Below are 25,471 nucleotides of genomic sequence, written 5' to 3' on the forward strand. Positions count from 1 at the left end.
GCGGGGCCAGGACAGGAGCGGGGACAGAGCACGATGGCCGAACTCGCGGAGCATCAGCGTGGACGCCTGACGGGCCCGGTCGTGGTCGCGTCGGTCATGGCCGTGGCCTCGCCGATCCTGTCCGTGACGGCGTACCTGGTGTGGGCGCGGCTGCCCACGGAGTGGGCGCCCGACGTCACCGTCAGCCCCCAGTCGGCCGTCACCCTCACCTTCCCCGCCGTCGGCGCCTTCCTCATCTACCACCGGCCCCGGCTCAACATGGCCTGGCTCATGTGCGTCGGCGGGCTGGCCGCGGCCGTCAGCGACGTGTCGAGCGCGCTGATGTTCGCCTCCGCCGCCGGCGGCGACCTCGCGCTGGCAGGCTGGCTGCGGGTGCCGCTGCGGCTCGGGTGGGCGGTGTGCGGGCTGTCGCTCACGATGGTGCTGCCGCTGTACTCGCCGGACGGGCGCCTGCCGTCCAAGCGGTGGCGGCCCGCGCTGTGGCTGGGCTGCGTCTCGATCAGCGCCGCCGCCGTCCAGTACCTGTTCAGGGCGCCGCGCGTCGAGGGATACCCGTACCCCGCGGTCATCCCCAACCCGCTGCAGATCCCCGCGCTGACGCCCTACGCGGAAACGATCGCGACGGTCGGCTGGGCGGGCATCTACACCGCGATGGCGCTGGCCGCGCTGTCGCTGGCGTCGCGGCTGCGCGGCGCAGGCCCGGCCGAACGGCGGCAGATCGGCTGGCCGCTGTTCGCGTTCGCCGGATACATCGTGTTCCTGATCGGCGCCGCGATCTCGCCGGTGTTCATGTGGCCGGCCATCGCGTGGGCGGCGGCCATCCCGTTCGCGGTGGCGTTCTCCGTGATGCGGTACCGGCTCTACGGCATCGACACCGTGATCAGCCGGGCCATCGTGGCGGCCGGCGTCATCGTCGTGGTCAGCCTCGTCTACTTCGGCGCCGGCACCCTGTCGAGCCTGGTCGTCTCCGGCTACCACCAGGTCGCCGGGATCGCCGCCGCGCTGTTCGCCGGCGCCTTCTTCCAGCCGCTGCGCCGCGCGCTGCAGCGGGCCGTGGACCGGCTCCTGTACGGCGCCGTCGGCGACCCCGGCGTGCTGGCCGAGCGGCTCACCCAGGCCGTGCGCGGCGCCGACCCGGCCAGAGCGCTGAACTCCGTGGTCAGCGTGCTGCGCGACGGGCTCGCCGTCGAAGGCGTCGCCGTCGAGGTGGCCGACGGCGAGCCCCGCTACGTGGAGAGCGGCCGCGTCGGAGCGGAACCCCGCGAGGTGCCGCTGATCTGGCACGGGTCGCGCGTCGGCCGCCTGCTCGTCGGGCCGCCGGGGCCGCGCCGCTTCCCCGCCGCCCACAACGAGCGCGTGCTGGCCACGCTCACCCCGTACGCGGCGGACGTGGCGCACGCCGTGCGCATGGCGGCCGACCTGCAACGCTCCCGCGAGCGCATCCTGACCGCCAGGGAGGAGGAGCGCCGCCGCCTGCGCCGCGACCTGCACGACGGCCTCGGCCAGACCCTGTCCGCCATGGCCATGACCATCAACATGGCCCGGCTCAGCCTCAAGAGCTCCCCCGAGGCGGCCGACGAGCTGCTGCGCGAGCTGCACGCCGGCATGAGCGCCGTGACCGGCGACATCCGCGAGCTGGTGTACGGCCTGCGCCCGCCCGCCCTCGACGACCTCGGCCTCGCCCGCGCCGTCCGCGACCTGGCCGGGCAGTCCTCGCCCGGCACCGAGATCGAGGTGGCCGTCGAAGGCGACCTGGAGGACCTGCCCGCCGCCGTGGAGGTGGCCGTCTACCGCATCGTCCAGGAGGCGCTCACCAACATCCGCCGGCACGCCGAGGCGTCCCGCGCCCGGATCGCGCTGCAGCGGGAGGAGCCGATGCTGCGCGTGCTCATCGCCGACGACGGCAAGGGCCTGCCCGCCTCGCACCGCGCGGGCGTGGGGCTGGGCTCGATGCGGGAACGGGCGGCGGAGCTGGGCGGCATCTGCGTGGTGACGGGCGAGCCGGGCGCGGGCACCCGCGTCGAGGTCATGCTCCCGCTCCTGACCGCCGGCATGAGCATCCGCTCATGACGGGCGCGGCCTCCGGTATGGGAGTTCATGGCCGGAGCGACGCATAGTGGCCCGCATGACCGATACGTTGCGGGTCGCCGTCATCGGCGACCACGACCCCGCCTTCCCGCCGCACCCCGCGACCGACGACGCGCTGCGCCACTCCGCCGACCGCCTGGGCGTCGAGGTGGACGTGCGGTGGCTGGCGACCGAGCCGCTGGAGCGGGACCTGGCGCGGGTGGCGGCGGCCGACGTGTTGTGGTGCGCGCCCGGCAGCCCGTACCAGAGCCTGGCGGGCGCGCTGGCCGCGCTGCGGCTCGGGCGCGAGAACGGCGTGCCCACGCTGGGCACGTGCGGCGGCCTCCAGCACATGGTGATCGAGTACGCCAGGAACGTGCTCGGCTTCGCGGAGGCCGGGCACGCCGAGTACGACCCGTACGCCTCCACCCTGTTCGTCTCCGAGCTGGCCTGCTCGCTCGCGGGCAGGACGATGCCCGTGACGCTCGCGAAAGGCTCCCGCGCCGCGGCACTCTACGGCGCGACCGGCGCCGAGGAGGAGTACTACTGCGACTTCGGCCTCGACCCCGCCCACCGCGACACCCTGCACGACGGCGGCCTGCTGGTGACCGGGGTGGACGGCGACGGCGACGCCCGCGTGCTGGAGCTGCCCGGCCACCCGTTCTACCTGGCCACCCTGTACGTCCCGCAGACCAGGTCGGCGCCCGGGTCGCCGCATCCGCTGGTGACGGGGCTGCTCAGCGCGGCGCTATGACGTTCACCCAGCTCAGGATCCTCGCGGCGGTCGCGCGTACGGGCAACATGACGCGCGCCGCCGAGGAGCTGGACACCACGCAGTCGGCCGTCAGCCACGCGCTGCGCGCGCTGGAGCGGGAGCTGGGCGTGACCCTGCTGGTCAGGAGCCCGCAGGGGGTGGCGCTGACCGCTGCCGGGCAGGCCGTGCGCCGCCGGGCCACGCTGATCCTCGCGCAGCTCGAAGCGCTGGAGCAGGAGGCCGCGGCGGCGCGCGGGCAGGACGGCGGGGTGCTGCGCGTCGGCGTCGTGCCGAGCGCCAACGCCCGGCTGCTGCCGCCGATCCTGCGCAGGTTCGGCGAGGCGCATCCGCGGGTGCGGCTCGCGGTGATCGAGGGGTCGGACGAGGAGGTGCTGGACTGGCTGCGGACGGGCGCGGCCGACGTCGGCACGGTCACCGGTTCCGACCCGGAGCTGGTCACCAGGCCCCTGGCGCGGGACCGGCTGCTGGCCGTCGTGCCCAGCGGGCACGCTTTGAGCGCCGGGCCGTCGGTGCCGGTCGCCGAGCTGGCGCGGCATCCGTTCATCATGTCCACGGGCGGGTGCGAGCCGCTGATCAGGGGCCTCGGGGTGAGCTGGCGCTGCCACTACCGGGTGCGGGACACCGGCAGCATCCTCGCCATGGTGGCCGAGGGCCTCGGGGTGAGCATCATGCCGGAGCTGTCGCTGCCCGCCCGCCTCACCGGGGTCGCCGCCCTGCCCCTGGAGCCCCCGTCGCTGCGCACGATCCTGCTCGCCCTGCCCGCCGACCCGCTGCCCGCCGCCGTCGCCTTCGCGCAAGTGGCCCGCGCGCACACGGGTGCCTGAGTGGTGGTTTCCTATACGCATGCCTGATCTGGTGGTCGACGGCGGCGACAAGCTCTGCGTGCAGTTGCTCATCGAGCTGCGGGCGCACGTGCGCGCCGCGGGGCCGGGCGCCGTGATCCACCTGATCGCCACCGACCCCGCCGCCCCGGTGGACCTGCCCGCGTGGTGCCACCTGACCGGGCACACCTACCTGGGGCCGGTGGAGGGTTCCCAGCGGCCGACGTTCGCGCTGCGGGTGGCCGAGGCCGCCAAGGAGACCCAGGATTCCCGGCCCTGGCATGCGACTTAAGCGGTTAACGGCCGCTGTGCAGGGGCACCATGCCAGTGTCCTAGAGTGTGGAGGGTTATCCGGTTCAGAGAGGGAGTCCGGTGAAGCGACCGACGATCGCCGACATCGCCAGCCGGGCCGGCGTGTCCAAGGTGGCGGTCTCCTACGCGCTCAACGGGCAACCGGGGGTGTCGGAGGCGACCCGGGCCAGGATCATCGCCATCGCCGACGAGATCGGCTGGCGGCCCAACAGCGCCGCCCGCGCGCTCAACGGCGCCAGGGCCAACTGCGTGGGCCTCGCGCTGTGCCGCCCGGCCCGCATCCTGGGCGTCGAGCCGTTCTTCATGGAGCTGATCAGCGGCATCGAAGGGGTGCTCGGCGACCGCTCGTACGCGCTGCTGCTCCAGGTCGTCACCAGCCACCAGCAGGAGAGCGAGGTCTACCGCCACTGGTGGGGCGAGAGCCGCATCGACGGCGTGTTCCTCGTGGACCTGCACTACGACGACTCCCGCGTGGCCGAGCTCGAACGGCTCGGCATGCCGGCCGTGGTCATCGGCCACCCCTCCCAGTCGGGCTCGCTGTCGGCCATCTGGTCGGAGGAGGGCGAGGCCGTCCGCGAGACCGTCGGCTACCTGAGGGCGCTGGGGCACCGCCGCATCGCGCGGGTGGCCGGGCTGCCCGAGCTGGTGCACACGACGGTACGCGACCAGGCGTTCACGCAGGCGTGCGAAGGGGTGGCGGAGCACGTCATCGTGCACACCGACTACACCGGCGAGGAGGGCGCCAGGGCCACCAGGCGGCTGCTCAGCTCGCCCGACCGGCCCACCGCCATCGTCTACGACAACGACATCATGGCCGTGGCCGGCCTGTCGGTGGCGCAGGAGATGCGGGTGGAGGTGCCCGCCGACCTGTCCATCGTGGCCTGGGACGACTCGCCGCTCGCCCAGGTGGTCAGGCCGCCGCTGACCGCGCTCACCCGCGACATCCCCGCCTACGGCGCGCACGCGGCGCAGCGGCTGCTGGCGCTGATCGCGGGCGAGGACGTGCCGCCTTACGAGGACCAGGCCGCCATCCTCACGCCACGTGGCAGCACCGGGCCCGCACCCTCGCCTTCGTGACCCGCTCGGCACGTGTCGCGGGCCGGGACCGCGGCTGGCAGACCGCCCGTCCGAGCCCGTGACACGTGCCGTCCCCTCCTCGCGGCATTTCCCTGGGAGTCGCCCCCGCGTCCCCCGCGCCGAGGCGACTCCATACTCCCCGAGGCACCGACGTACGGCCTGAGTACCTCCATACCTAAACGAGATACGAAATTCGGCGAATCGTAACCACATTTAGCATAACTCAAAGTTACATAACAGTTACTCTATGCGATTTTTCCTGCTAGATGCGCTAGAGAGGGAGGAGTGGTGCGTCAACCGGACGCATCTCACCAAAGAGAGGAGAACGTGATGGACAAGCAGGCTCCGTACCTGCCGCCGGCCATGGAGGAGGCAGGTGACTTCGCCGAGGTCACCCGCGGCCACGGGCCGCACCGCTACCGCGACTGGCTTCGCCGCCTCTTCCACTGAGGAGTGTGATCGGTGCCGATGCGTGCGGATGACTGGTTCGCGGTGCTGCCCGACAGCGCCGCCGCCGACGTCGCGGTGACTGGGCTGGTGCGATCGCCAGGGGTCGTGGTGGCCTTGCGCCACCCCTCCGGCCGTCCCTGCCTGATCGGTGTCTTCACCGCACCGGCGCCCGTCTGCGTGACGCTCGGCCCGATCCAGGTGGCGGTGATCGGCCACAGCCCGGTCACCGCCACCGACCTGGAACGCCGGGCGGCCCGCCTCACCCACCACGGCGCCGCCGAGGACGTGGTGGCCGGGCTGCCCGGCAGCTTCCACCTGGTCACCGTGGTCGACGGCGCGCCGCGGATCCGGGGCGACGCCGCCGGTCTGCGCCGCGTCTTCCACACCACGCTGGACGGTGTCACGGTGGCCGCCGACCGGGCCGACGTGCTGGCCGCCTGGCGCGGCGCCGAGGTGAACCAGGACCGGCTGGTCTCGCGGCTGCTGACGTTCGTGCCGCCGCCCCTGTCGGGCTCGATGTGGAACGGCGTGCACGCGGTCGAGCCCGGCCAGGCCGTGCTGCTGTCCCGCGACGGGTCGGTGCGGGCCACGCGGTGGTGGCAGCCGCCCGAGCCCGGGCTCGACCTGGGTCAGGGCGCGCCGATGGTGGGGCAGGCGGTGGCCGAGGCGGTCGCCTGCCGCGTGCGCGACGGGCGGACGATCGCGGCCGACCTGTCCGGCGGGCTCGACTCCACCCCGCTCTGCTTCCTCGCCCAGACCGCCCTACGAGAACACACGGCCCGCCCACCCACGCTCCTGCACCCCGGGGTGCGCGAAGGTGCCGGGCGGCTGGTCACCGTGCGTTCCGGCGCCCTCGACCTCGCCCACGACGACGAGCGCTGGGCCCGCCAGGCCGCCGCGCTGCTGGACGGCGAGCACCTCGTGCTCGCCCCCGGCGAGCTGCCCGGCCGGTACGCCCGCGTCGCCGAACCGGTCACCGGCCTGGACGAGCCACTGGGCGTCCTGTCCAACGTGGCGGACCTGCGCACCGTCGCCGAGCGACTGGCCGCGCACGGCGCGAGCGTGCACCTGACCGGGCACGGCGGCGACGAGGTCACCCTGCCGCCGCCCTGCTACCTGCACGACCTGGCCAGGCGGCACCCGCTGGCGTGGTGGCCGCACCTGCGCGAGCGCCGCGCGAAGTCCCGCTGGCCGCTGGCCGCCAGCCTGGCCGCGCTGGCCGGACACCGCTCCTACCCGTCGTGGCTGGCCCGCCAGGCCGGCCTGCTCACCGCCCCGTACCCGCCCGAGCACCGGCCCGACCTGGGCTGGGAATGGCCGCTCCGGCTGCCCTCCTGGACGCACCCCGACGCCGCCGCGACCGCCGCCCGCCTGCTCCGCCAGGCCGCCGCCCACGCCGAACCGCTGGCCGGCACGCGCGCCCAGCACCTGACGCTGGCCGCCATCCGCGACAGCGCCGCCGACCTGCGTCTCGCGCAACGGCTGACCGCCCGGTACGGCGCCGCCATGCAGACCCCGTACCTGGACACCCCGGTCATCGACGCCTGCCTGGCCATCCGCGTCGACCACCGCGCCCGGCCCGGCGCGTACAAGCCGCTGACCGTCGCCGCCATGGCCGGCCGGGTCCCGGCCCAGTGCCTGAGCCGCACCACCAAGGGCGAGTTCTCCTTCACCTTCTTCGACGGCCTGCGCCGCCACCGCGACCAGCTCCTGGCCCTGGCCGAGGGCTCCCGGCTGGCCGCACTCGGCCTCGCCGACCCCGCCGCGCTGCGCCGCGCCGTCCTGCGCACCCCCACCACCGACGATCCCGGCGACGACCTCGAACGGTTCATCGCGATGGAGAACTGGCTGCGCGCCCTGCCCCCGCCACCCCGCACCCGACCCGCACAGGAAGGCCCCGACCGATGAGGCTACGCCCCGGCGTCACCATGACCGAGGCCGACGACGCCGCCGTGCTGCTCGACGAACGCAACGGCCGCTACCGCCAGCTCAACGCCACCGCGGTGCTCGTGCTGCGCAGCCTGCTGTCGGGCGGCGGCCCCGCCGAGGCGGCCCGCGAGCTGGCGCGCGCCCACCCCGGTGCCGCGCCCACCGCCGAAGCCGACGTCGAAGCCCTCCTCGCGCGGCTGCGCGCCGCCGACCTGATCGACGAGACGAGCCTCCCGTGAGCGTTCCCATGACCCCCGCTCCCCGCACCCGCCTGCCCTGGTGGCGCCGCCCGCCCGCGCTGGCCGCCGTGGGCGCCGCGCATCTCATCGGACGGCTGCCGCCCGCCCGCATCCGGGCCGTGCTCGAACTCGCCCGGCGCGGGGCCCCGCCCGCGACCGCCTCGCAGGCCAAGGCGGCCAGGGACGCGGTGATGGCCGTCAGCCTGTCCTGCGCCGGTGAGGGGTGCCTGCCGCGTTCGATCGCCACCGCGCTGCTGTGCCGGATGCGCGGCTCGTGGCCGACCTGGTGTGCGGGGGTGCGGGTGCATCCGTTCGCGGCGCACGCCTGGGTCGAGGCGGGCAACCGGCCCGTCGACGAGCCGCCCGCGAGCTACCACCGCACCATCGTCGTCCCCCCGCTCCACCGCGCCGTCCCCCGCACCGTCGCCCCGCTGCCGAGCCATCCCCGCACCCCCGTCCCACCGTCGTGCCCGCACAGCACCGATGTCCCACCACTGAGCCCCCAGCGCGCCGCCGACCCACCACCGGACCGCCACCGCCCCGATGTCCCGCCGCCGAGTCCGCCTGGTGATGACGGCACCGGTCGCCGTGCCGAGTCCTGAGCCGCCGGAGCGGGTCGGCGTCAGGCACCTGCTGCGGCTCACCACCGCGCACCGCCCGGCCATGGCCGTGGCGGCGGTGCTCAGCCTGATCGGCACCGGGCTCGGCATGGCGCAGCCGCTGCTGGCCAAGAACGCCATCGACGCCGCCGGCGCGGGCCGCCCGTTCGGCGGAGCCCTCGCCGCGCTGGCCGCCCTGTTCGCCGCGCAGGCCGCCGTCGAGGCGTCCGGCCGTTACGTGCTGGGCCGCACCGCGGAGCACCTCCTGCTGCGCCTGCGCACCGCGCTGATCGGGCGGCTGCTGCGGCTGCCGATGGCCGAGTACGCCCGCCGCCGCAGAGCCGACCTCGTCACCCGCGTCACCGCCGACGTCGGCCAGTTGCGCGAGGTCGTCGCCGACACCGCGGTGGACGTCGCCACCAGCGCGCTGACCGCCGCCGCCGCCATCGCCCTGATGGTGTGGCTGGACCCGGTCCTGTTCACGTTCATCCTGATCGTGATCGCCGTCGCCGCCGCCCTCGTCGAGGTCGCGCTGTCCGGCATCCGCACGGCGTCCGAGCGGGTGCAGGCGGGGGTGGGGGCGGTCGGCGCCGAGCTGGACCGCGCCCTGAGCGCCATCCGCACGGTGCGGGTCTGCCGGGCCGAGGAGCGGGAGAGCGCCGCCATCGGCGCCGCCGCGCGGGAGGCCTGCTCGGCCGGGGTGCGGGCGGCGAAGCTCACCGCCGCCGTGCATCCGGTCATGGCGCTGGCGGCCAACGGCTCGTTCCTGGTGATGTTGTTCGTCGGCGGCATCCGGGTGGCCACCGGGACCACCTCGCTGGGCGATCTCGTGGCGGTGCTGATGTACGCGCTCTTCCTCGTGGTGCCCGTGGCCGCGCTGTTCGAGGGGCTCGCCACGGTGCGGCGGGCGCTGGGGGCGCTGCAACGCGTCCACGAGATCATGGAGCTGCCCGTCGAACGCGACCGCCCCGAACCGTCCGCCGCGCCAGAGCCCCCACCGCTCCACGAGGCAGGGCCGCCGGCGGCGCTGGCGTTCCGCGACGTGTGGTTCGGCTATCCGGGTCGTCGCGTGCTCAGGGGCGTCTCCTTCAGCGTCCCCGAGCACGCCCACATCGCCCTGGTCGGCGCCTCGGGCGCGGGCAAGTCCACGATCTTCGCCCTGGCGGGCCGGTTCCACGACCCGGACTCGGGCGTCATCCTGTTCGACGGCGTCCCCGCCGACCTGCTGGGCCGCCAAGCCTGCCGGGCCCGCATCGGCGTGGTGGAGCAGGACGCCCCGCTGCTGCACGGCACGCTGCGCGACAACATCGTCTACGCGCTCCCGCACGCGGACGACGCCCGCGTCGAGCACGTCGTCGACCTGGCCGGGCTGCGTCCCGTGGTCGAGCGGCTGCCCGGCGGGCTGGACTCGCCGGTCGGCGAGCACGGCGCGCTGCTGTCCGGCGGCGAGCGGCAGCGCGTGGCCATCGCGCGCGCCCTGCTGCCCCGCCCCCGCCTGCTGCTCATGGACGAGCCCACCGCCCACCTCGACCCGGCCGCCGAAGCCGCGCTCGCCGCCACCACCACGGCCCTGGCCAGGGAGAGCGCCCTGCTGACCATCGCGCACCGGCTGTCCACCATCCGCACGGCCGACCGGATCCTGGTGCTCGACCAGGGCCGGGTGTCGGCGGAGGGCACGTACGACGAGCTGCTGGCGACCAGCCCCGTCTTCCGCGCGTTCGCCCGCTGAGCTGTCGCACCAGTGGTCGATGAGCTGGGCGGCGGCAAGCGGCCCGCCGTCACCGTGACGATCAACGGCGCGCCGAGAACCGGCAGGGCTGCGGCGTGGCGGCGGGCGACGAGGTCGAGGTGGAGGTCACACTGGACACCGCACCCCGCGAGGTGACGGTGCCCGACGACCTGGCCGCGGCACTCGACGCGGCGCCCGAGGCCAAGAAGTTCTTCGAGAGCCTGTCCTGCTCGCGCAAGCGGTGGCACGTGCTGAACGTCGAGGGCGCCAAGAAGCCCGAGACCCGGCAGCGGCGCGTCGCCGACACGGTGGCCGAACTCGCAGACGGCGTGGCATGACCGCCTGGGAGAGCGCAGGCTGACGGCCTGGGCGGCGTGGCCGGACCGTCTGGGAAGGGCGGGCCGACAGCCTGGGCGGTGTGGGGCTGCGGCCGGAATGTCACAGGGGCGTAACGCGAGACCTGACGGGTAGGCGGGCGAGTATGACTGAGGGCTTTGACACCGACATGCTGTGGGAAGAGTTCCACCGGGCGGTCAACATGAACTCCGAGGAGCTGCGCGCGTACCTGCTCGCCGACGCCTCCGACGAGGAGGGTTTCCCGCCCGACCCCGACCTGGGCATCGACGAGCTGGGCCGGGGCGTGCTGCATGTCCTGAGCAAGCGCAAGGGCGACCTCACCAAGAACGATCTCGACGTGATGCGTCAGGTCGTGGAGCTGGTCGAGACGCTGGGCGACCGTACGGACGACGAGTCGCGGCGCGAGCTGATGTCCGTCGGCCACGACCCACTGAGAGGATGACCCGGATGGTCCAGCCGCACCCGTGGATCGAGGGCTACGTACGCGCGTGGAACTCCAACGATCCCGACGACATCGCCGCCCTGTTCACTGAAGACGCCGTCTACTACACCGAGCCGTACAGCTCGCCGTGGCAGGGGCGCGACGACATCGTCCGCGAGTGGCTGGGCCGGCAGGACAAGCCTGGTGAGGCCACCTTCGAGTGGCATCCGGTGAGTGTGACGGAGGACGTGAGCGTCATCCAGGGAGTCACGACGTACCCGGACAAGACGTACAGCAACCTCTGGGTGATACGGTTCGCTCCCGACGGGCGATGCCGGGAATTCACCGAATGGTGGATGCGGCACGATGCCAGATGATGCAATGGGCCGAACCGTCTTCACCCGAGGAGATCCGTTGAGAGACAACCTCGACCTCGCCGCGAGCGCCCAGGAACTGGCTGACGCCGCCCCGACGGGATCGATCGACCGCGCCGCCGCCTCTTCCGTGGCGATCACGCTGGCCACCACGCGCGACATCGCCGACGCCAGGCAGACCCTGGACGGTGTCACGCCCGAGGAGGTCAGGCAGGCGGCTCTGGCGCTGTTCGAACGTCTCTCGACCCAGTAATCCTGACGGTTGCGCTCAGCGACCGCGACGAACACTGTGGAGACATGCCAGGCGTCGACACGCTGAGCGGCCTGCTGGAGGCCGTCGCCGAATTCCGCACGGACGACTACACGCTGCCGATCGAGAAGACCGCCCTCGACCGGGCCAGACGCTCGCTGGAGGAGACGGGGCTGCTGCTGCTCGGCGAGGTGCACGGCGTCAGGGAGAACCCGCTGATCGTCCTCGGGCTGATGCGGGCGCTCGGCCTGACCCACCTCGCCCTCGAATGGCCGGAGAACCTGAAGCCGCAGCTCGACGTCTACCTGTCCGACGGCACGGGGCTCGACCATCCGCTGTGGTGGCTCGGCGACGGGCGCGTGACGGCGGGGCACTTCGCGATGCTCAAAGCCATCCCCGAGCTGACGGTCACGCTGTTCGACGGGGGGATGTTCACCGGCGACTGGTCGCAGCGGGACGCGCTCATGGCGGAGCGGGTGCTGGCCGCGCGCATCGAGCCCGCGCTGGTCGTGGCCGGCAACGCCCACACCCTCACCTCGCCGACCGAGCTGGGGCTGCCGATGGGGGCCTGCCTGGCCAGCGCCCGGCCGGCGGTGGAGAGCGTGCGCATCCAGTACGGCAACGGCAGCTACTACAACATCGAGCCGCGGGTGAGCAGGGGGTACGCGGCCGTGGCGGGGCTGCACGCGGCCGAGGAGGAGCTGCTGGTGGGGCTGCCCGAGTTCGGCGAGGCCACGGTGCCGCACCTGCCGGTCGAGCTGCTGCGGGACCGGCTCGGCCTCTGAGCCCTGTCTGTGAGGACGGCTCGGCCTTCGAGCCCGGTGCGGCGCGGGCGTGTCGGGTGCGTACTGTTGACTCGGCGCGCGGTCGTGGAGGGTGGATGCGGGTCGGGATTCTGGGGCCGCTGCGGGTGGCGGGCGGCGAGATCGGCGGCGCCCGGGTGCGTGCGCTGCTGGTGCGGCTGGCGCTCGACCCCGGGCGGGTGGTGACCGCCGACCGCCTGATCGACGACCTGTGGCCCGGCGACTCGCCCGCGCATCCGATGGCGGCGCTGCAGTCGCTCGTGTCGAGGGCGCGCAGGGAGGCGCCGGGGCTGATCTCCTCGCATCCCGCCGGTTACCTGCTCGACGTGCCGCCCGGTGAGGTGGACGCGTGGGCGTTCGAGCGGCTGGTGCGCGAGGGTGACGTACGTGCGGCGCTGGCGTTGTGGCGCGGGCCCGCACTGGCGGACGCGGCCGGCCTGCCGTTCGCGGCGGGTCCTGCGGCGCGGCTCGAAGAGCTGCGGCTCACGGCCCTGGCCACCCGCCTCACCGCCGACCTCGACCGCGACGCCGCCGGGGTGGTGGCCGAGCTGGAGGGGCTGGTCGTCGCGTATCCGTTGCGCGAGCCGTTCCACGCGCTGCTCGTGCGCGCCCTGGCGGCGCAGGGCAGGCGCGGGGAGGCGCTGGCGCTCTTCGAGCGGATCAGGACGGCCCTCGCGACCGAGCTGGGCGCCGACCCGGGCCCTGAGCTGCGGCAGGCCCACCTGGAGGCGCTGCGGGAGCCGCGGAAGCCCAGGAGCAACCTGCCCGCCCAGCTCACGAGCTTCGTGGGCCGCCACGAGGACATCGAGCGGGTCCGCGGATCCCTGGCCGGGTCGAGGCTGGTCACGCTGGTCGGCCCGGGCGGCGCGGGCAAGACGCGCCTGGCGCTGGAGGTGGCCGCCGGGCTGGCCGTGCGCGACGGGGTGTGGCTGGTGGAGCTGGCCTCGGCCGCGAGCGTCCGGGCGGCCGTGGAGGGCGTGCTGAAGGCGACGGACCTGGTGGCGGCGTTGCGCGGCACCGCGCCGCTGATCGTGCTGGACAACTGCGAGCACCTGATCGAGGAGGCGGCGCGGGTGGCGCGGTGGCTGCTGTCCGAGGTGGCGGGCCTGCGCGTGCTGGCCACCAGCAGGGAGCCGCTGGACATCCCCGGCGAGCGCCTGCACCAGGTGCTGCCGCTGCCGGCGGGCCCCGCCGCCGAGCTGTTCACCGACCGCGCCGCGGCGGCCAGGCCCGACCTGGTGGTGACGCGGGCGGAGGCGGAGCGGATCTGCCGCGAGCTGGACGGCATCCCGCTGGCGATCGAGCTGGCCGCCGCGCGCCTGCGCACGATGCCGATGCCGGTGCTGGTCGAGCAGCTCGGCGACCGGCTGACGTTCCGCGGCGGCCGTACGTCGGAGCCGCGGCACCGCACGTTGCGCGCGGTCATCGACTGGAGCTGGAACCTGCTGTCGGAGCGCGAGCGGGAGCTGCTGCGCGGCCTCACGGTGTTCTCGGGCGGCGCCACGTACGAGGCCGTCTCGCGGGTCTGCGGCGGCGATCCCGACCTGCTCTCCTCGCTGGTGGACAAGTCGCTGATCGCCATGTCCGGCGACCGTTACACGATGCTGGAGACCATCAGGCAGTACGCCGCCGCCGACCTGCCGGAGCTGCGCCACGATCATGCCCGCTACTACACGGAGCTGGCCGAGAAGGCGGAGCCGCACCTGCGGACCGGGGCGCAGCTCGCCTGGCTGGCGGTGCTGGACGCCGAGCGGGACAACCTGGACGCGGCGCTGCGGCGCGGCGACGACCCGCTCAGGCTCATCCTGCCGCGCTTCCTGTCGTGGATCGTGCGCGGCCGGTGGCGCGAGATGACCGAGCAGGCGGCGGCGGTGCTGGCCAGGGTGGGCGCGGTGGCGCCGCCTGGGCGGGAGCTGGCGCACGGGCTCTGCGTGGCGCTCACCGGGGGCGGGGTGAGCCGGGTGGTGCGCGAGTCTGACCATCCGGCGGCGCTGAACGCGTACATGCTGGGCAGCGGTTTGACGACGCCCGCCGAGGCGGTGGAGCTGGCTGAGCGGGCGGCGGCGCGGCTGCGCGACCACCCCGACGTGTGGACGCGGTCGGCGGCGCTGCTGGCGGCGGGTGTCACGCGGTTCGAGTACGGCGCGGTGGCGGGCGCGGAGGACCTGCTGGAGCCGGCGCTGGCCGGGTTCCGCGAGACCGGCGACCGGTGGGGGCAGTGGGCGTCGCTGTACTGGCTGTCGCTGGTGGCGGAGAACCGGGGGGACTTCGCCGCGGCGGTGGCGCTCGGCGAGGAGCCGGAGCGGCTGGCGACGGAGCTGTCCGGGCTGGAGACGCCGCTGGGGCCGATGACGTTCCTGCTGCGGCTGGGGCAGCTCAAGGGGCGGGCCGGTGATCGGGAGGGGGCCGCGCGGGCGCTGGATCGGGCTTGGGCCGCCGCCGAGCGTTCCGAGGACCAGGACATGATCGCCCGGGTGCTGCACGGCAGGGCCGAGCTGGCGCGGCGCGGTGGCGATCCGGGTGAGGCCGCGCGGCTGCTGGAGCGGGCCATGGCTCTCGGGGTCGAGACGACTGCGCAGTTCGGGGCGTTGCTGCGGGTGGAGCTCGCCCGGGTGAGCGGGGCGCCGGTGGTGCCGTTGCGGCGGGCGCTGGAGCTGATGGCGGGGTGTTCCGACAGGACCGTGCGGGCGGCCGTGCTGGAGGGGGTGGCCGAGCATCTGGCTCCGCTGCCCGCCACCGAGCTGCTGGGGGCCGCGCGGGCGTTGCGTGGCATCAGGGAGTCGGCGGATCCGCACGTCAACGGGCTGGTGGGCAGGTGTGTGCGGGCGCTGGGCGCGGACGTCTGCCAGGCGGCGCTGGAGCGGGGCGCGACGCTGACCGATCCCGAGAAGTACGCGCTGGGATGGCTGGAGTCCGGGTGAGGAGACGCGCCGATCGGGGCCGGCGCCCGCGTGAGGAGACGCGCCGATCGGGGCTGGCGCCCCGGGTGATTCCGTTGGATCGCTCCCGGCCGCACCGGCCCTCGACACCCCAGGTCGCGGCCACGGCGTCGGGGCCACGGCGGTGGAGGGCGGCTTGAGGTGGATCACACGGCCGGGCTCCGCGCTTCCGGTTTGGCGGCGGATGCGCCAAGGTTAGGGCAACTTGCACCGCGAGGTAAGGAGAGCAGTGGCCAGTCCTGGCACCATCGACACTCGAGGCAGTGACTTCGCCCGACTAGCCCATCGCATAGCGGACGCCGGTCTCCTCGACCGGCGTCCCTTTTATTACGCCATCCGGATGAGCATCATGGCCGCCGTGTACGCCGGCGGCTGGGCTCTGTTCGTCTGGGTAGGCGACTCCTGGTGGCAACTCCTCGTCGCGGCTGCGCTGGCCGTGATCTTCGCGCAGCTGGGCTTTCTCGCCCACGATCTCGGGCACCGGCAGGTCTTCAGGACGCGCCGCCCGAGCGACATCGCGGGCCTGATCATCGGCAATCTGGGCGTCGGCCTCGGCTGGGGCTGGTGGACGACCAAGCACAACAAGCACCACGCCAACCCCAACCACGAGGACCACGACCCGGACGTCTCACCTGCGGTGATCGTCTGGTCGCAGGAGCAGGCGAGGCGGAGCGCTGGCTTGCCCCGTTTTATAGCGAAATATCAGGCTTTCTGGTTCTTTCCGCTGCTCACGCTGGAGGCCTGGCACCTGCACATCGCCAGCTTCAAGGCGCTGTTCCAGGGGACGGCCAAGCGGCCCGCCATTGAGCTGACGCTCCTCATCACGCACGTCGTGGTCTACTTCGGCGCGGTCTTCGCCGTGCTGCCGTTCGGCAAGGCGCTGCTGTTCCTGGTCGTGCACCAGGGGCTGTTCGGGGTCTATCTCGGCTCCACGTTCGCGCCCAACCACAAGGGCATGCCGGTGCTCACCAAGGAGGACAAGCTGGACTTCCTCCGCAAGCAGGTGCTGACCTCCCGCAACGTGCGCGGCAACCTGTTCACCGACGTGGCGCTCGGCCAGCTCAACTACCAGATCGAGCACCACCTGTTCCCCAACATGCCGGCCCCGAACCTGCGCAAGGCGCAGCCCATCGTGGAGCGCTACTGCGCGGAGATCGGCGTCGACTATCTCCAGACCGGCCTCGTCGAGTCGTACGGGCAGGCCCTGCGGCACCTGCATGAGGTCGGCGCCCCGCTCCGCTGACCTCATCCATGGGCGCCCTTACCGGGCGCCCTCCTCCTCCAGCCGCTCGATCAGCCGGTCGCGGCGGCGTTCGAGCTCGGCGATCAGCTCGACCTGCTCGTCCGCCTGACTGATCATCGCCGAGATCTCCACCTGGTCGGTCGCGCCCATGTCCCTGATCTGGTCGCGCACCTCCTGGTTCTCGGTCCGCAACCGGGTCAGGTCCTCTTCGACCTGCTGAAGTTCGTCCTTAGTGCTCATTCAACGGCTCTACCCAGAAGAGCGTAGAGAATGAGGGCATGCGCAGGCCGTCACCCAGCACGATCGTGTCGCTGGTCACCATCGCCGCCGTGCTGGCCGGCTCGTTCTTCGCCTTCCGCAACGCCGGTCGGCTCAACGTCCTGGACATCGTGCTGCCGCTGATCGCCTGCGCCGCGCTGCTGACGCGGCAGCGTTACCCGGTGGCGTCGCTGGTCGTGATGACGGTGTCCGTGGCGGCGTACTACCCGTACGCGGGGCTCGACGGGCCGCTCATCGTGATGCTCTTCGTCGCCCTCTACACGGCGGCCGATCGCGGCCATCTGGTCGCGGCCATCGTCACGGGCGCGGCGGCGCTGCTGGCCATGGGGCTCGGCGAGACCGGCGGGGTCAGGCACGTGGACGACAGCATGTTCCTGATGATCACCGGCTGGGTGGTCGCGTGCATCGCGTTCGGCGGGGTCACCCGCAACCGCCGCGCCTACCTGTCGGAGGCCCGCCAGCACGCGCTGGACGCCCTGCTGACCAAGGAGGAGGAGGCCAGGCGGCGGGCCAGCGAGGAGCGGCTGCGGATCGCGAGGGAGCTGCACGACGTGCTCGGGCACAACATCTCCATGATCAACGTGCAGGCGTCCGCGGCGCTGCACGGGATCAGGAAGCGGCCGGAGGACGCCGAGGCGGCGCTGCGGACGATCAAGGAGACCAGCAAGGAGACGCTGCGCGAGCTGCGGACCACGCTGGGCGTCCTGCGCCAGGTGGACGAGGACGCGCCGGTCGCGCCCGCCGACAGCCTGGCCCGGGTGGACGCGCTGGTCGCGGCGTCCGGGCTGAAGGTACGCACGGAGCTGTCGGGCCCGCTCGACGACCTGCCGACCGAGGTCGACCTGGCCGCCGCCCGCATCGTCAGGGAGGCGCTGACGAACGTCTCCCGCCACTCGGGCACGGAACAGGCCACGCTAACGATCACCAGCGCGTCCGGAAATATCATCATCACCGTGGAGGATGACGGGCCAGGCGCCACCTACGACGGAGGCAGCGGCTTCGGAATCCAGGGCATGCGCGAGCGCGCGACCGCGCTCGGCGGCGCCCTGGAGACCGGCGCCCGCCCCGGGGGCGGCTTCCGCGTCACCGCCCGCCTGCCACTGAGCCAGCCGACGAACGGGGCCCGATGATCCGCGTACTGCTCGCCGACGACCAGACCCTGGTCCGCGCCGGGTTCCGGTCCATACTCAGCGACGAGGACGACATCGAGGTGGTGGCCGAGGCCGGCAACGGCGCGCAGGCGATCGACGGAGCCCGCGAGCACCGCCCCGACGTGGTGCTCATGGACATCCGCATGCCCGAGCTGGACGGCCTGGAGGCCACCCGTCGCATCGCGGGCGACCCTGCGCTGGACGGCGTCAAGGTGATCATCCTGACCACGTTCGACCTCGACGACTACGTCTACGGGGCGCTGCGCGCGGGCGCGGGCGGCTTCCTGGTCAAGGACACCGAGCCGGCCGAGCTGATCCACGCCGTCAGGGTCGTGGCCAGGGGCGACGCGCTGATCGCGCCGTCGATCACGCGGCGGCTGATCGCCGAGTTCGCCGGCCGGGTCAAGCGTCCCGAGCCGGGCCCCGAGCTGAACGCGCTCACCGAGCGGGAGCGGGAGGTCATGGCGCTGGTGGCGGGCGGCCTGTCGAACGACGAGATCGCGGCCCGCCTCGTGCTCAGTCCCGCCACGGCCAAGACGCACGTCAGCCGGATCATGACCAAGCTGCGGGTGCGTGACAGGGCGCAGCTCGTGGTCATCGCGTACGAGGCCGGCATGATCACGCCGGGCTGGCTCACGCCCTGAGCCCTGAGTCGCCTTACTCCCTGAGTCGCCTTACTCCCTGAGTCGTACGTCGGCGGAACTCGTGCGACCGGGGAGGTAAGGCGAGAGCACGCCCCGGCATGACGCGGCGGGCGCAGCCGTACCGGGAGGGTCTGCGGTATGGACATCGTGGACCTCGCCCGCCTGCAGTTCGCGCTCACGGCGGGCGCGCACTTCCTGTTCGTGGCGCTGACGCTCGGGCTGGCGACGCTGGTCGCGGTCGTGCAGACCCGCGCCACCTTCGGCGGCGATCCCGTGCACCTGCGGATGACGCGGTTCTGGGGCCAGCTCTACATCATCAACTACGCGATGGGCATCGTCACCGGGCTGGTGATGGAGTTCCAGCTCGGGCTGTCGTGGAGCGGGCTGACCGCGTACGCGGGCGACGTGTTCGGGTCGGCGCTGGCCATCGAGACGCTGGTGGCGTTCTTCGTGGAGTCCACGTTCCTGGGATTGTGGATCTTCGGCTGGGACAGGCTGAACCGGTGGGCGCACCTGGCGCTCATCTGGGTGGTGACGCTGACCGCGTACGCGTCGGCGTTCTGGATCATGGTGGCCAACGGCTTCCTGCAGAACCCGGTCGGGCACGTCGTGGACGGCGGCCGGCTGCGGCTGACGGACTTCGGCGCGATGGTGGCCAACCCGGCGGCCCAGGTGGCGTTCGGGCACGTGCTGTCCGGCGCGATGATCGTGGGCGGCTTCTTCATGGCCGGGGTGAGCGCGTACCACCTGCGCAGGCGCACCGCCGAGCAGGACCTGTTCCGCAAGTCGCTGCGGATCGGGATCGGCGTGGCGCTGCCCGCCCTGCTGGTCACGGCGACGTTCGGCGGGCTCGGGTTCGAGACCATGCAACCCACGAAGGTCGCCGCCTGGGTGAACGACCCGGAGCGGCTGGCCGCCGCGCAGGCCGGAATGGTGGCCAGGTTCGGGCCGGGCGACTACCTGCCGCCGGTGGAGGCGGTGCAGACGAGCGGCATCGCGATGATGACGCTGTTCGCGCTCATGCTGTTCGTGGCGGTGCCGAGCTTCCTGCTCATGCTCATCAGGCCCGTCGTGCGCGGGTTCCGGGTCTGGCACCGGCTGCTGACGCTGATGATCCCGGTCCCGTTCTTCACCGTGCTGGCCGGCTGGGTCTTCCGCGAGATGGGCCGCCAGCCCTGGGCCGTGTACGGGCTGCTGCGGACGTCCGACGCCATGTCGCCGGTGACCGAGGGTCAGATGGTCTTCTCGCTGGCCGCGTTCGTCACGGTGTTCACGATCCTGATCACGGTCAACTACTGGCTGCTGGCCAGGCAGGCGCGGCGCGGGCCCGGCGCGGTGGCGCTGGGCGACCGGCCGGTCGACACCCCCGTTCCTGCTCCTTCGTTCTAGGGGACGCACGTCATGGAGATCTTCGTTCTGGCCTTCTTCGCGATCGGTTACCTGGTGCTGGCCGGCGCCGACATCGGGGTCGGGATGGCGCTGCCGTACCTGGGCAGGACGGCGGGCGAGCGGCGCGAGGTGATCGCCGCGATCGCGCCGTTCTTCCTCGGCAACGAGGTGTGGCTGGTGGCCACGGCGGGCGTGCTGGCGGGGCTGTTCCCTGCGCTGGAAGGCGAGCTGCTGCACGGCAACCACAGCGTGGTGGTGACGCTGCTGCTGGCCTGGGTGGTGCGCGACATGGGGCTGTGGCTGCGCGGGCGGCTGCCGGGGGCGCGCTGGCGGGCCTGCTGGGACGGCGCGATCGTGGCCGGGAGCTGGGGGCTGGCGCTGAGCTGGGGCGCGCTGCTGGCGCACGTGCTGCTCGGCATCGAGGGGCCGGTGGCGCTGCTGCCCGCGCTGGTGCTCGCCGTGGTGTTCGGCACGCACGGGCTGGCGTTCGCGGCGCTGCGGCTGCGCGGCACGCTGCGGGCGCGGGCGGCGGTGCTCGCGGGCGGGGCCGGCGAGGGCCGCACGTACGCGCTGACCTCGGCGGTGCTGGTGGCCGTGGGGGTGCTGGCCGGGCTCCGGCTGCCGCTGGAGCCCGGCACGTCGGGGCCGCTGCTGGTGCCGGTCGTCCTGACGCTGATCCCGTTCCTGGTGGCGGCCCAGGCGTGGGTGTGGTGGACGTTCAGGCACCGGGTGAGCGGCCCGTCCTATCTCTAGAAGAGCGGCGCCCCGTCGCGGGTCAGCTTCCAGTTGGCGGCGGCGAAGCCGGCCGGGTCGATGGTGCCCTGGGCGGTGGCGTACTCGATCAGCGCCTGCCGGATCTCCACCTGCGCGTTGTAGAGCACGGGGGCGGTGGTGACGTGCGGGAAGCCGCCGCCGCCCGACTGGCGGTAGTTGTTGATCGCGACCAGGAACTCCTTGCCGGCCGGGATCGGCGCGCCCTCGTAGGTGAGGTTCGCGACGCGCTGCCCTGCGGGCTTGGCCACGTCGAGGTCGTAGGAGACGCCGGCGAGCTGGTCGTAGTTGTAGTCGGGGGTGTTGTTCGCGTTGGTCAGCTTGGTGACGTCCACCGGGTCGCCGGGCGCGAGCTGGTTGAAGTACTTGGCGGAGTACTCCAGGTAGTCCCTGAGCTGCGCCCCGGTCAGCTTGACCGCCATCAGCGTGTTGTCGTAGACGTACAGGCCGGCCACGTCCCTGACCCGGATGTCACCGGCGGGGAAGACGGCGCTGCGGCTGAACGGCGCGGCGATCGACAGCACCGGCAGCGTGTTGTCCGGCAGCGCCCGCTTGACCGTCTCGATCTGCACGTGCTGGATGTAGTCGAGGATCGGCGTGTCCCTGTACGGCGACTCGGCGGCGGAGAGCTGCTGCGCCGACTTGGCCACGACCGTGTTGACGTAGCCGACCGTGGTGTCGTGCTGCGGCTTCAGCAGCGTCACGATCTTCGGGTCCTCGGGGACCGTGTTCGTGTTGATCGTGGCGGACGACTTGCCGGTGACCACCCACTTGCCGCGCTGCTTGGTGAGCTGGAAGTCCAGCCGCGACAGGCGCTGGCCCCACTTGCCGGGCTCGGTCAGCAGCACCTGCTTTCCGGTGACCTTGTTGGTCACGAACCGCTGGGCGACCTCGTTGTGCGCGTGCCCGAACAGCACCGCGTCGATGCCGGGCACCTGCTCGGCCACCATCGCCGAGGCGTTCTCGACCGGCAGGTCGCCGCCGTAGGACGACATGCCGTTGTCGCCCGCGTGCGCGGTCACGACGACCACGTCCGCGCCGAGGCCCCGGATGATCGGCACCCACTTCTTCGCCGACTCGACCAGGTCGGTGAAGCGCAGCTCGCCCTCGACGTTGGCCTTGTCCCAGATGGCCACGCCCGGGTTGGTCAGGCCGAGCACGCCGACCTTGACCGGCTTGTCGCCCTTGACCTTCATGCTCTTGATCACGAACGGCTTGTACGCCGGCAGCCCCGACCTGTCGTGCACCGCGTTCGCGCCGAGCACGGGGGCCTTCATCTGGTCGATCCAGGTGGCCAGCAGCGGCAGACCGTAGTTGAACTCGTGGTTGCCCAGCGTCACGGCGTCGTACCCGATGGCGTTCATGGCCTGGGCCATCGGGTGGATCTCGCCGGTCTCGGTGATCGGCTCGACCTTGGCGTAGTAGTACGCCAGCGGCGTGCCCTGGATCGTGTCCCCCGAGTCGAACAGCAGCGTGCGCTCAGCTCCGCGCTCGGCCCTGATCTGGTTGACCAGCGAGGACACCTTGGCCAGGCCGACGTGGTTGCCCTGGCTGTCGGAGTAGGCGGCGTCCTTGAAGTAGTCCCAGTTGAGGGTGTTGCCGTGGAGGTCGGAGGTGCCCATGACCGTGACCGTGACGCTTTTCGCCGGCGCGGCCTGCGCGGGGAGTGCCACCAGGGCCAGCGCGCAGGTCGCGGCGGCCCCGGCGAGGGCGAGCTTCTTGGTCTGCATGGCGCGAAGGTTAATCGGGACAAATCACTCATTGATTACACGAGTAATGAAATCTCGGATCAGTGTGGTGACTTCCTGGGGGCGCTCGTGCAGGACGACGTGGCCGCTGTCCAGCTCGGCGTACTGACTGCCGGGGATGGCGGCGTGCAGCGCGCGGGCGTGCGCGACCGGGACCAGGTAGTCGCGGGTGTTGCCGATGACCAGGGTGGGGGCGGTGATCGTGGGCAGCAGGTCCCTGATGTCCACCCGCAGGTCCAGCTCGATCTGGCGCAGGGTGCCGGGCGGCGGCTCGCCCGCCATCAGGGTCTGCGCGCCCACCGAGCCGACGAACTCCGGGCTGAACCCGACGAGCGGCCCGTACGCGGCGAAGCTCTCGGGGTCGGTGGCGGCCAGCCGCGCCCACGTACGCAGGCCCAGCTCCAGCCGCGAGTCGGCCAGGTGCGTCCAGCCGGCGATCAGCACCAGCCGCCTGACCAGCTCGGGGCGCTCGGCGGCGACCTTGGCGGCCACGACGGCGCCCAGCGAGAACCCGACCAGGTCGGACGGCTCCTCGAACGCGGCGGCCACCTGCCCGGCGAGCAGGTCGAGCGTGAGGTCGCCGCCCGGGTCGAAGGTCCGGCCGCTGCCGGCGTAGTCGGGGGTGATGACCGTGCGCACGTCGGCGAGGCCGGGGACGAGGTGGGCGTAGTTGGTGACGGCGTCGCCGCCGGTGCCGTGCACCATCACGAGGCCGGGGCCGGCGCCCGCCTTCGCGTAGTGGACGTCGCCGCCGTCGTGGATGACCGTGGGCATGGCAGACCTTTCCGTAGTGATCGCTACAGAAAGATAGCATAGCGATCGCTATAGAATGGGCGCATGGCCAGGCAACGGGGGTTCGACAGGGAGGCGGCGCTGGAGACCGCGCTGCTCACGTTCTGGCGGCACGGCTACGAGGCCACCTCCATCGCGGAGCTGACCGCCGCGATGGGCATCAGGCCACCCAGCCTGTACGCGGCCTTCGGCGACAAGCGGCGGCTGTTCGAGGAGGCCGTCCGGCGCTACCAGGAGACCTACGGCGCCTTCACCACCCGCGCGCTGGCCGAGGAGCCCACCGGGCGGGGCGCGATCGAGCGGGTGCTGCGGGAGGCGGCGGCCGAGTACGCCAGCCGCGAGCATCCGGGCGGCTGCCTGATCATCACGGCGGCCGTGAACTGCGGCCCCGAGTCGGCCGAGGTGGAGGCGCTGCTGCGCGGGTTCAGGGAGGAGGCCAAGACCGCGATCAAGGCGCGTATCGACGGCGACGTGGCGGCCGGGCGGCTGCCCGCCGCGACGGACACGGCCGGGCTGGCCGCGTTCTACGCCGCGACGATCCAGGGCATGTCCACGCAGTCACGCGACGGCGCCTCCTACGAGGACCTGCTCGCCATCGCCACCCTCGCGATGTCCGCCTATCCCCAGGTGGAGGCTGTCACAGTGCCTTGACGGAGGCGTCCTCCGGGGGAATCTCCGGCGGCGAGGCGCGCAGCCAGCGGCAGCCGTGCGGGTCCATCGGCAGCCGCACCACGCCCTGCTCCGACACCTTCAGCGTCCCGTCCACCAGCAGGTCCGTGAGCAGGTGCCGCTCCAGCCCGTCCAGCCGCAGCTCCACGTCCTGCGCCGTGTCGCACAGGTTGTGCGCGACCACGACCGTGGCCCCGTCGGCGTCGCAGCGGTGCGCGAAGACCGCCGGATGCCCGGTGTCGAGCACGGTGTACTCGCCCCACGCCAGCTCAGGGCACTCCCGGTAGCGCTCGATGAGGAGCTGGAACCAGCGCAGCAGCGACGCGGTGTCGCGCTTCTGGTCGGCCACGTTCACCCGGTCGGGGGCGAAGGAGCCCTCGGGGATCTCGCGGACCGGCTCGGCCTGGCTGAACCCGCCGTCCTCTGACCACTGCATCGGGACGCGGACCGCCATCCGGCCCTCCTCCTCCAGGTTCTCCCCCATCCCGATCTCCTCGCCATAGAAGATCACGGGCGTGCCGGGCAGCGAGAACAGCAGGCTGTAGGCCATCTTGATGCGCCGCAGGTCGCCGCCGAGCATCGTCGGCAGGCGGCGGCGCAGCCCGCGCCCGAAGATCTGCATCTCCTTCTCCGGGCCGAACGCGCGGAAGACCTCCTCCCGCTCCTGTTCCGTCAGCTTGTCGAGGGTCAGCTCGTCGTGGTTGCGGAGGAACATCGCCCACTGGCAGTCCTTGGGCGGTTTCGGACGCTCGCGCAGCGCTTCGACCAGGGGCGTGGCGTCGTTGCGCGCCAGCGACAGCCAGGCCTTCTGCATGCCGATGAAGTCGAAGCACATGGTGATCTGGTCGCCCAGCCCGTCACCGAAGTAGGCGATTAAGTCCTTGTACGGCACGTTCACCTCGCCGAGCAGGATCGACCCGCCCTTGCGCCGCGTCATGAAGGCCCGCAGATCCGCCAGGAACTCGTGCGGTTCGGCCAGCCTGGGGTTGACGTTCTCGATGAGGAACGGCACCGCGTCCACCCTGAACCCGGACAGCCCCAGCTCCATCCAGAACCCGAGAATCCGCGTGATCTCGTCCCTGACCTCGGGGTTGCCCACGTTCAGGTCCGGCTGGTGCCGGTAGAAGCTGTGCAGGTAGTACTGGCTCGAACCCTCGTCGTACTCCCAGACGCTGTCCTCCTTGTCGGGGAAGACGATCTGCTCGGGGTTGTCGGGCTCGGGCTTGTCGGACCAGACGTACCAGTCGCGGCGCGGCGAGTCCCTGCCGGACCGCGCCTGCTTGAACCACGGGTGCTGGTCCGAGGTGTGGTTGACGACGAGGTCGGCGATCACTCGCAGGCCCCTGTCGTGCGCGGTCCGCATGAACTCCACGAAGTCGCCCAGCGTGCCCAGGCGCGGGTCGATGGAGTAGAAGTCGGTGATGTCGTAGCCGTCGTCCTTGTTGGGGGTCGGGAAGAACGGCATGAGCCAGAGACAGGTCACGCCGAGCCCCGCCAGGTAGTCGATCTGCTGCGTCAGGCCTCGGAAGTCGCCCACGCCGTCGCCGTTCCCGTCCTTGAACGTCTCCACGTCAAGGCAGTACACAACGGCGTTCTTCCACCAGACGTCGGAGGTGTACGTCAGTCGCATCCGTTCCCGCTAC

General features: G+C 72.5%; 26 protein-coding genes. 22 read left to right on the forward strand and 4 right to left on the reverse strand.

What is annotated here, in order from left to right; genetic code table 11:
• Nucleotides 1–33 precede the first annotated feature (33 nt).
• The 17 genes from ABD331_RS25650 (at nt 34) to ABD331_RS25730 (ending at nt 16,385) form a co-directional block, all read left to right on the forward strand.
• On the forward strand, nt 34–2,070 hold the full coding sequence (locus ABD331_RS25650; RefSeq protein WP_344479444.1) for a sensor histidine kinase: 2,037 nt from the start codon (nt 34–36) through the stop codon (nt 2,068–2,070).
• Nucleotides 2,071–2,125: 55 nt separating this feature from the next.
• On the forward strand, nt 2,126–2,821 hold the full coding sequence (locus ABD331_RS25655; protein ID WP_344479446.1) for a CTP synthase C-terminal region-related (seleno)protein: 696 nt from the start codon (nt 2,126–2,128) through the stop codon (nt 2,819–2,821).
• The gene (locus tag ABD331_RS25660) at nt 2,818–3,666 is read left to right on the forward strand and encodes a LysR family transcriptional regulator (protein WP_344479449.1); all 849 of its coding nucleotides are present in this window, start codon (nt 2,818–2,820) and stop codon (nt 3,664–3,666) included. Before ABD331_RS25655 ends, ABD331_RS25660 begins: the two co-directional genes overlap by 4 nt.
• 19 nt (nt 3,667–3,685) lie before the next feature.
• A complete protein-coding gene (locus ABD331_RS25665) occupies nt 3,686–3,955 on the forward strand; it encodes a sulfurtransferase TusA family protein (RefSeq protein WP_344479452.1) in 270 nt (89 codons plus the stop codon).
• Between the two features lie 80 nt (nt 3,956–4,035).
• Complete coding sequence (locus ABD331_RS25670; protein WP_344479454.1) at nt 4,036–5,052, forward strand: LacI family DNA-binding transcriptional regulator; 1,017 nt, start codon at nt 4,036–4,038, stop codon at nt 5,050–5,052.
• Nucleotides 5,053–5,382: 330 nt separating this feature from the next.
• Nucleotides 5,383–5,502, forward strand: coding sequence for a lasso RiPP family leader peptide-containing protein (locus ABD331_RS25675; protein WP_344479457.1), 120 nt, complete (start codon nt 5,383–5,385; stop codon nt 5,500–5,502).
• Nucleotides 5,503–5,520: 18 nt separating this feature from the next.
• A complete protein-coding gene (locus ABD331_RS25680) occupies nt 5,521–7,410 on the forward strand; it encodes an asparagine synthase-related protein (protein WP_344479460.1) in 1,890 nt (629 codons plus the stop codon).
• Complete coding sequence (locus ABD331_RS25685; protein WP_344479463.1) at nt 7,407–7,670, forward strand: lasso peptide biosynthesis PqqD family chaperone; 264 nt, start codon at nt 7,407–7,409, stop codon at nt 7,668–7,670. Before ABD331_RS25680 ends, ABD331_RS25685 begins: the two co-directional genes overlap by 4 nt.
• On the forward strand, nt 7,667–8,272 hold the full coding sequence (locus ABD331_RS25690) for a lasso peptide biosynthesis B2 protein (RefSeq protein ID WP_344479466.1): 606 nt from the start codon (nt 7,667–7,669) through the stop codon (nt 8,270–8,272). Before ABD331_RS25685 ends, ABD331_RS25690 begins: the two co-directional genes overlap by 4 nt.
• The gene (locus tag ABD331_RS25695; RefSeq protein ID WP_344479469.1) at nt 8,241–9,998 is read left to right on the forward strand and encodes an ABC transporter ATP-binding protein; all 1,758 of its coding nucleotides are present in this window, start codon (nt 8,241–8,243) and stop codon (nt 9,996–9,998) included. Before ABD331_RS25690 ends, ABD331_RS25695 begins: the two co-directional genes overlap by 32 nt.
• 95 nt (nt 9,999–10,093) lie before the next feature.
• Nucleotides 10,094–10,336 carry a YdeI/OmpD-associated family protein gene (locus ABD331_RS25700; protein ID WP_344479472.1) on the forward strand — a complete coding sequence of 81 codons (243 nt, stop codon included), beginning with the start codon at nt 10,094–10,096 and terminating at the stop codon, nt 10,334–10,336.
• 143 nt (nt 10,337–10,479) lie between these two features.
• A complete protein-coding gene (locus ABD331_RS25705; protein WP_344479475.1) occupies nt 10,480–10,797 on the forward strand; it encodes a DUF3140 domain-containing protein in 318 nt (105 codons plus the stop codon).
• A 5-nt stretch (nt 10,798–10,802) separates the two neighbouring features.
• Nucleotides 10,803–11,153, forward strand: coding sequence for a nuclear transport factor 2 family protein (locus ABD331_RS25710; protein WP_225269803.1), 351 nt, complete (start codon nt 10,803–10,805; stop codon nt 11,151–11,153).
• A 37-nt stretch (nt 11,154–11,190) separates the two neighbouring features.
• A complete protein-coding gene (locus ABD331_RS25715) occupies nt 11,191–11,403 on the forward strand; it encodes a hypothetical protein (RefSeq protein ID WP_344479482.1) in 213 nt (70 codons plus the stop codon).
• A gap of 44 nt (nt 11,404–11,447) precedes the next feature.
• Entirely contained in the window at nt 11,448–12,185 is a 738-nt protein-coding gene (locus tag ABD331_RS25720) for a hypothetical protein (protein WP_344479485.1), read from the forward strand.
• A gap of 95 nt (nt 12,186–12,280) precedes the next feature.
• Nucleotides 12,281–15,124, forward strand: a complete 2,844-nt coding sequence (locus ABD331_RS25725) for an AfsR/SARP family transcriptional regulator (protein ID WP_344479487.1) — start codon at nt 12,281–12,283, stop codon at nt 15,122–15,124.
• Nucleotides 15,125–15,482: 358 nt separating this feature from the next.
• Nucleotides 15,483–16,385 carry a fatty acid desaturase family protein gene (locus ABD331_RS25730; protein ID WP_344479490.1) on the forward strand — a complete coding sequence of 301 codons (903 nt, stop codon included), beginning with the start codon at nt 15,483–15,485 and terminating at the stop codon, nt 16,383–16,385.
• A gap of 18 nt (nt 16,386–16,403) precedes the next feature.
• Here ABD331_RS25730 and ABD331_RS25735 read toward each other — a convergent pair whose 3' ends face one another.
• The gene (locus ABD331_RS25735; RefSeq protein WP_344479493.1) at nt 16,404–16,625 is read right to left on the reverse strand and encodes a hypothetical protein; all 222 of its coding nucleotides are present in this window, start codon (nt 16,623–16,625) and stop codon (nt 16,404–16,406) included.
• A gap of 38 nt (nt 16,626–16,663) precedes the next feature.
• On the opposite strand from ABD331_RS25735, the gene ABD331_RS25740 reads away from it, so the two are divergent.
• The 4 genes from ABD331_RS25740 (at nt 16,664) to ABD331_RS25755 (ending at nt 20,601) form a co-directional block, all read left to right on the forward strand.
• Nucleotides 16,664–17,794: a sensor histidine kinase gene (locus ABD331_RS25740; RefSeq protein ID WP_344479496.1), complete on the forward strand. Its 1,131-nt coding sequence runs from the start codon at nt 16,664–16,666 to the stop codon at nt 17,792–17,794.
• Complete coding sequence (locus ABD331_RS25745) at nt 17,791–18,459, forward strand: response regulator (protein WP_344479499.1); 669 nt, start codon at nt 17,791–17,793, stop codon at nt 18,457–18,459. The genes ABD331_RS25740 and ABD331_RS25745 overlap by 4 nt, the downstream gene beginning before the upstream one ends.
• 138 nt (nt 18,460–18,597) lie before the next feature.
• Nucleotides 18,598–19,848, forward strand: coding sequence for a cytochrome ubiquinol oxidase subunit I (locus ABD331_RS25750; RefSeq protein ID WP_344479501.1), 1,251 nt, complete (start codon nt 18,598–18,600; stop codon nt 19,846–19,848).
• Between the two features lie 12 nt (nt 19,849–19,860).
• Entirely contained in the window at nt 19,861–20,601 is a 741-nt protein-coding gene (locus tag ABD331_RS25755; RefSeq protein ID WP_344479504.1) for a cytochrome d ubiquinol oxidase subunit II, read from the forward strand.
• Here ABD331_RS25755 and ABD331_RS25760 read toward each other — a convergent pair.
• Both ABD331_RS25760 and ABD331_RS25765 read right to left on the reverse strand, forming a co-directional pair.
• Entirely contained in the window at nt 20,598–22,349 is a 1,752-nt protein-coding gene (locus ABD331_RS25760) for a bifunctional metallophosphatase/5'-nucleotidase (protein WP_344479507.1), read from the reverse strand. The two genes, ABD331_RS25755 and ABD331_RS25760, sit on opposite strands and share 4 nt — an antisense overlap.
• 24 nt (nt 22,350–22,373) lie before the next feature.
• A complete protein-coding gene (locus ABD331_RS25765; protein ID WP_344479510.1) occupies nt 22,374–23,141 on the reverse strand; it encodes an alpha/beta fold hydrolase in 768 nt (255 codons plus the stop codon).
• Between the two features lie 63 nt (nt 23,142–23,204).
• On the opposite strand from ABD331_RS25765, the gene ABD331_RS25770 reads away from it, so the two are divergent.
• Complete coding sequence (locus tag ABD331_RS25770; protein ID WP_344479513.1) at nt 23,205–23,810, forward strand: TetR/AcrR family transcriptional regulator; 606 nt, start codon at nt 23,205–23,207, stop codon at nt 23,808–23,810.
• Here the strand turns inward: ABD331_RS25770 and ABD331_RS25775 are convergent.
• Entirely contained in the window at nt 23,797–25,458 is a 1,662-nt protein-coding gene (locus ABD331_RS25775; RefSeq protein ID WP_344479515.1) for an alpha-amylase family protein, read from the reverse strand. The genes ABD331_RS25770 and ABD331_RS25775 overlap by 14 nt on opposite strands.
• Nucleotides 25,459–25,471: the final 13 nt, after the last annotated feature.

This window comes from Nonomuraea monospora (assembly GCF_039531895.1).
GTDB classification, from domain to species: domain Bacteria; phylum Actinomycetota; class Actinomycetes; order Streptosporangiales; family Streptosporangiaceae; genus Nonomuraea; species Nonomuraea monospora.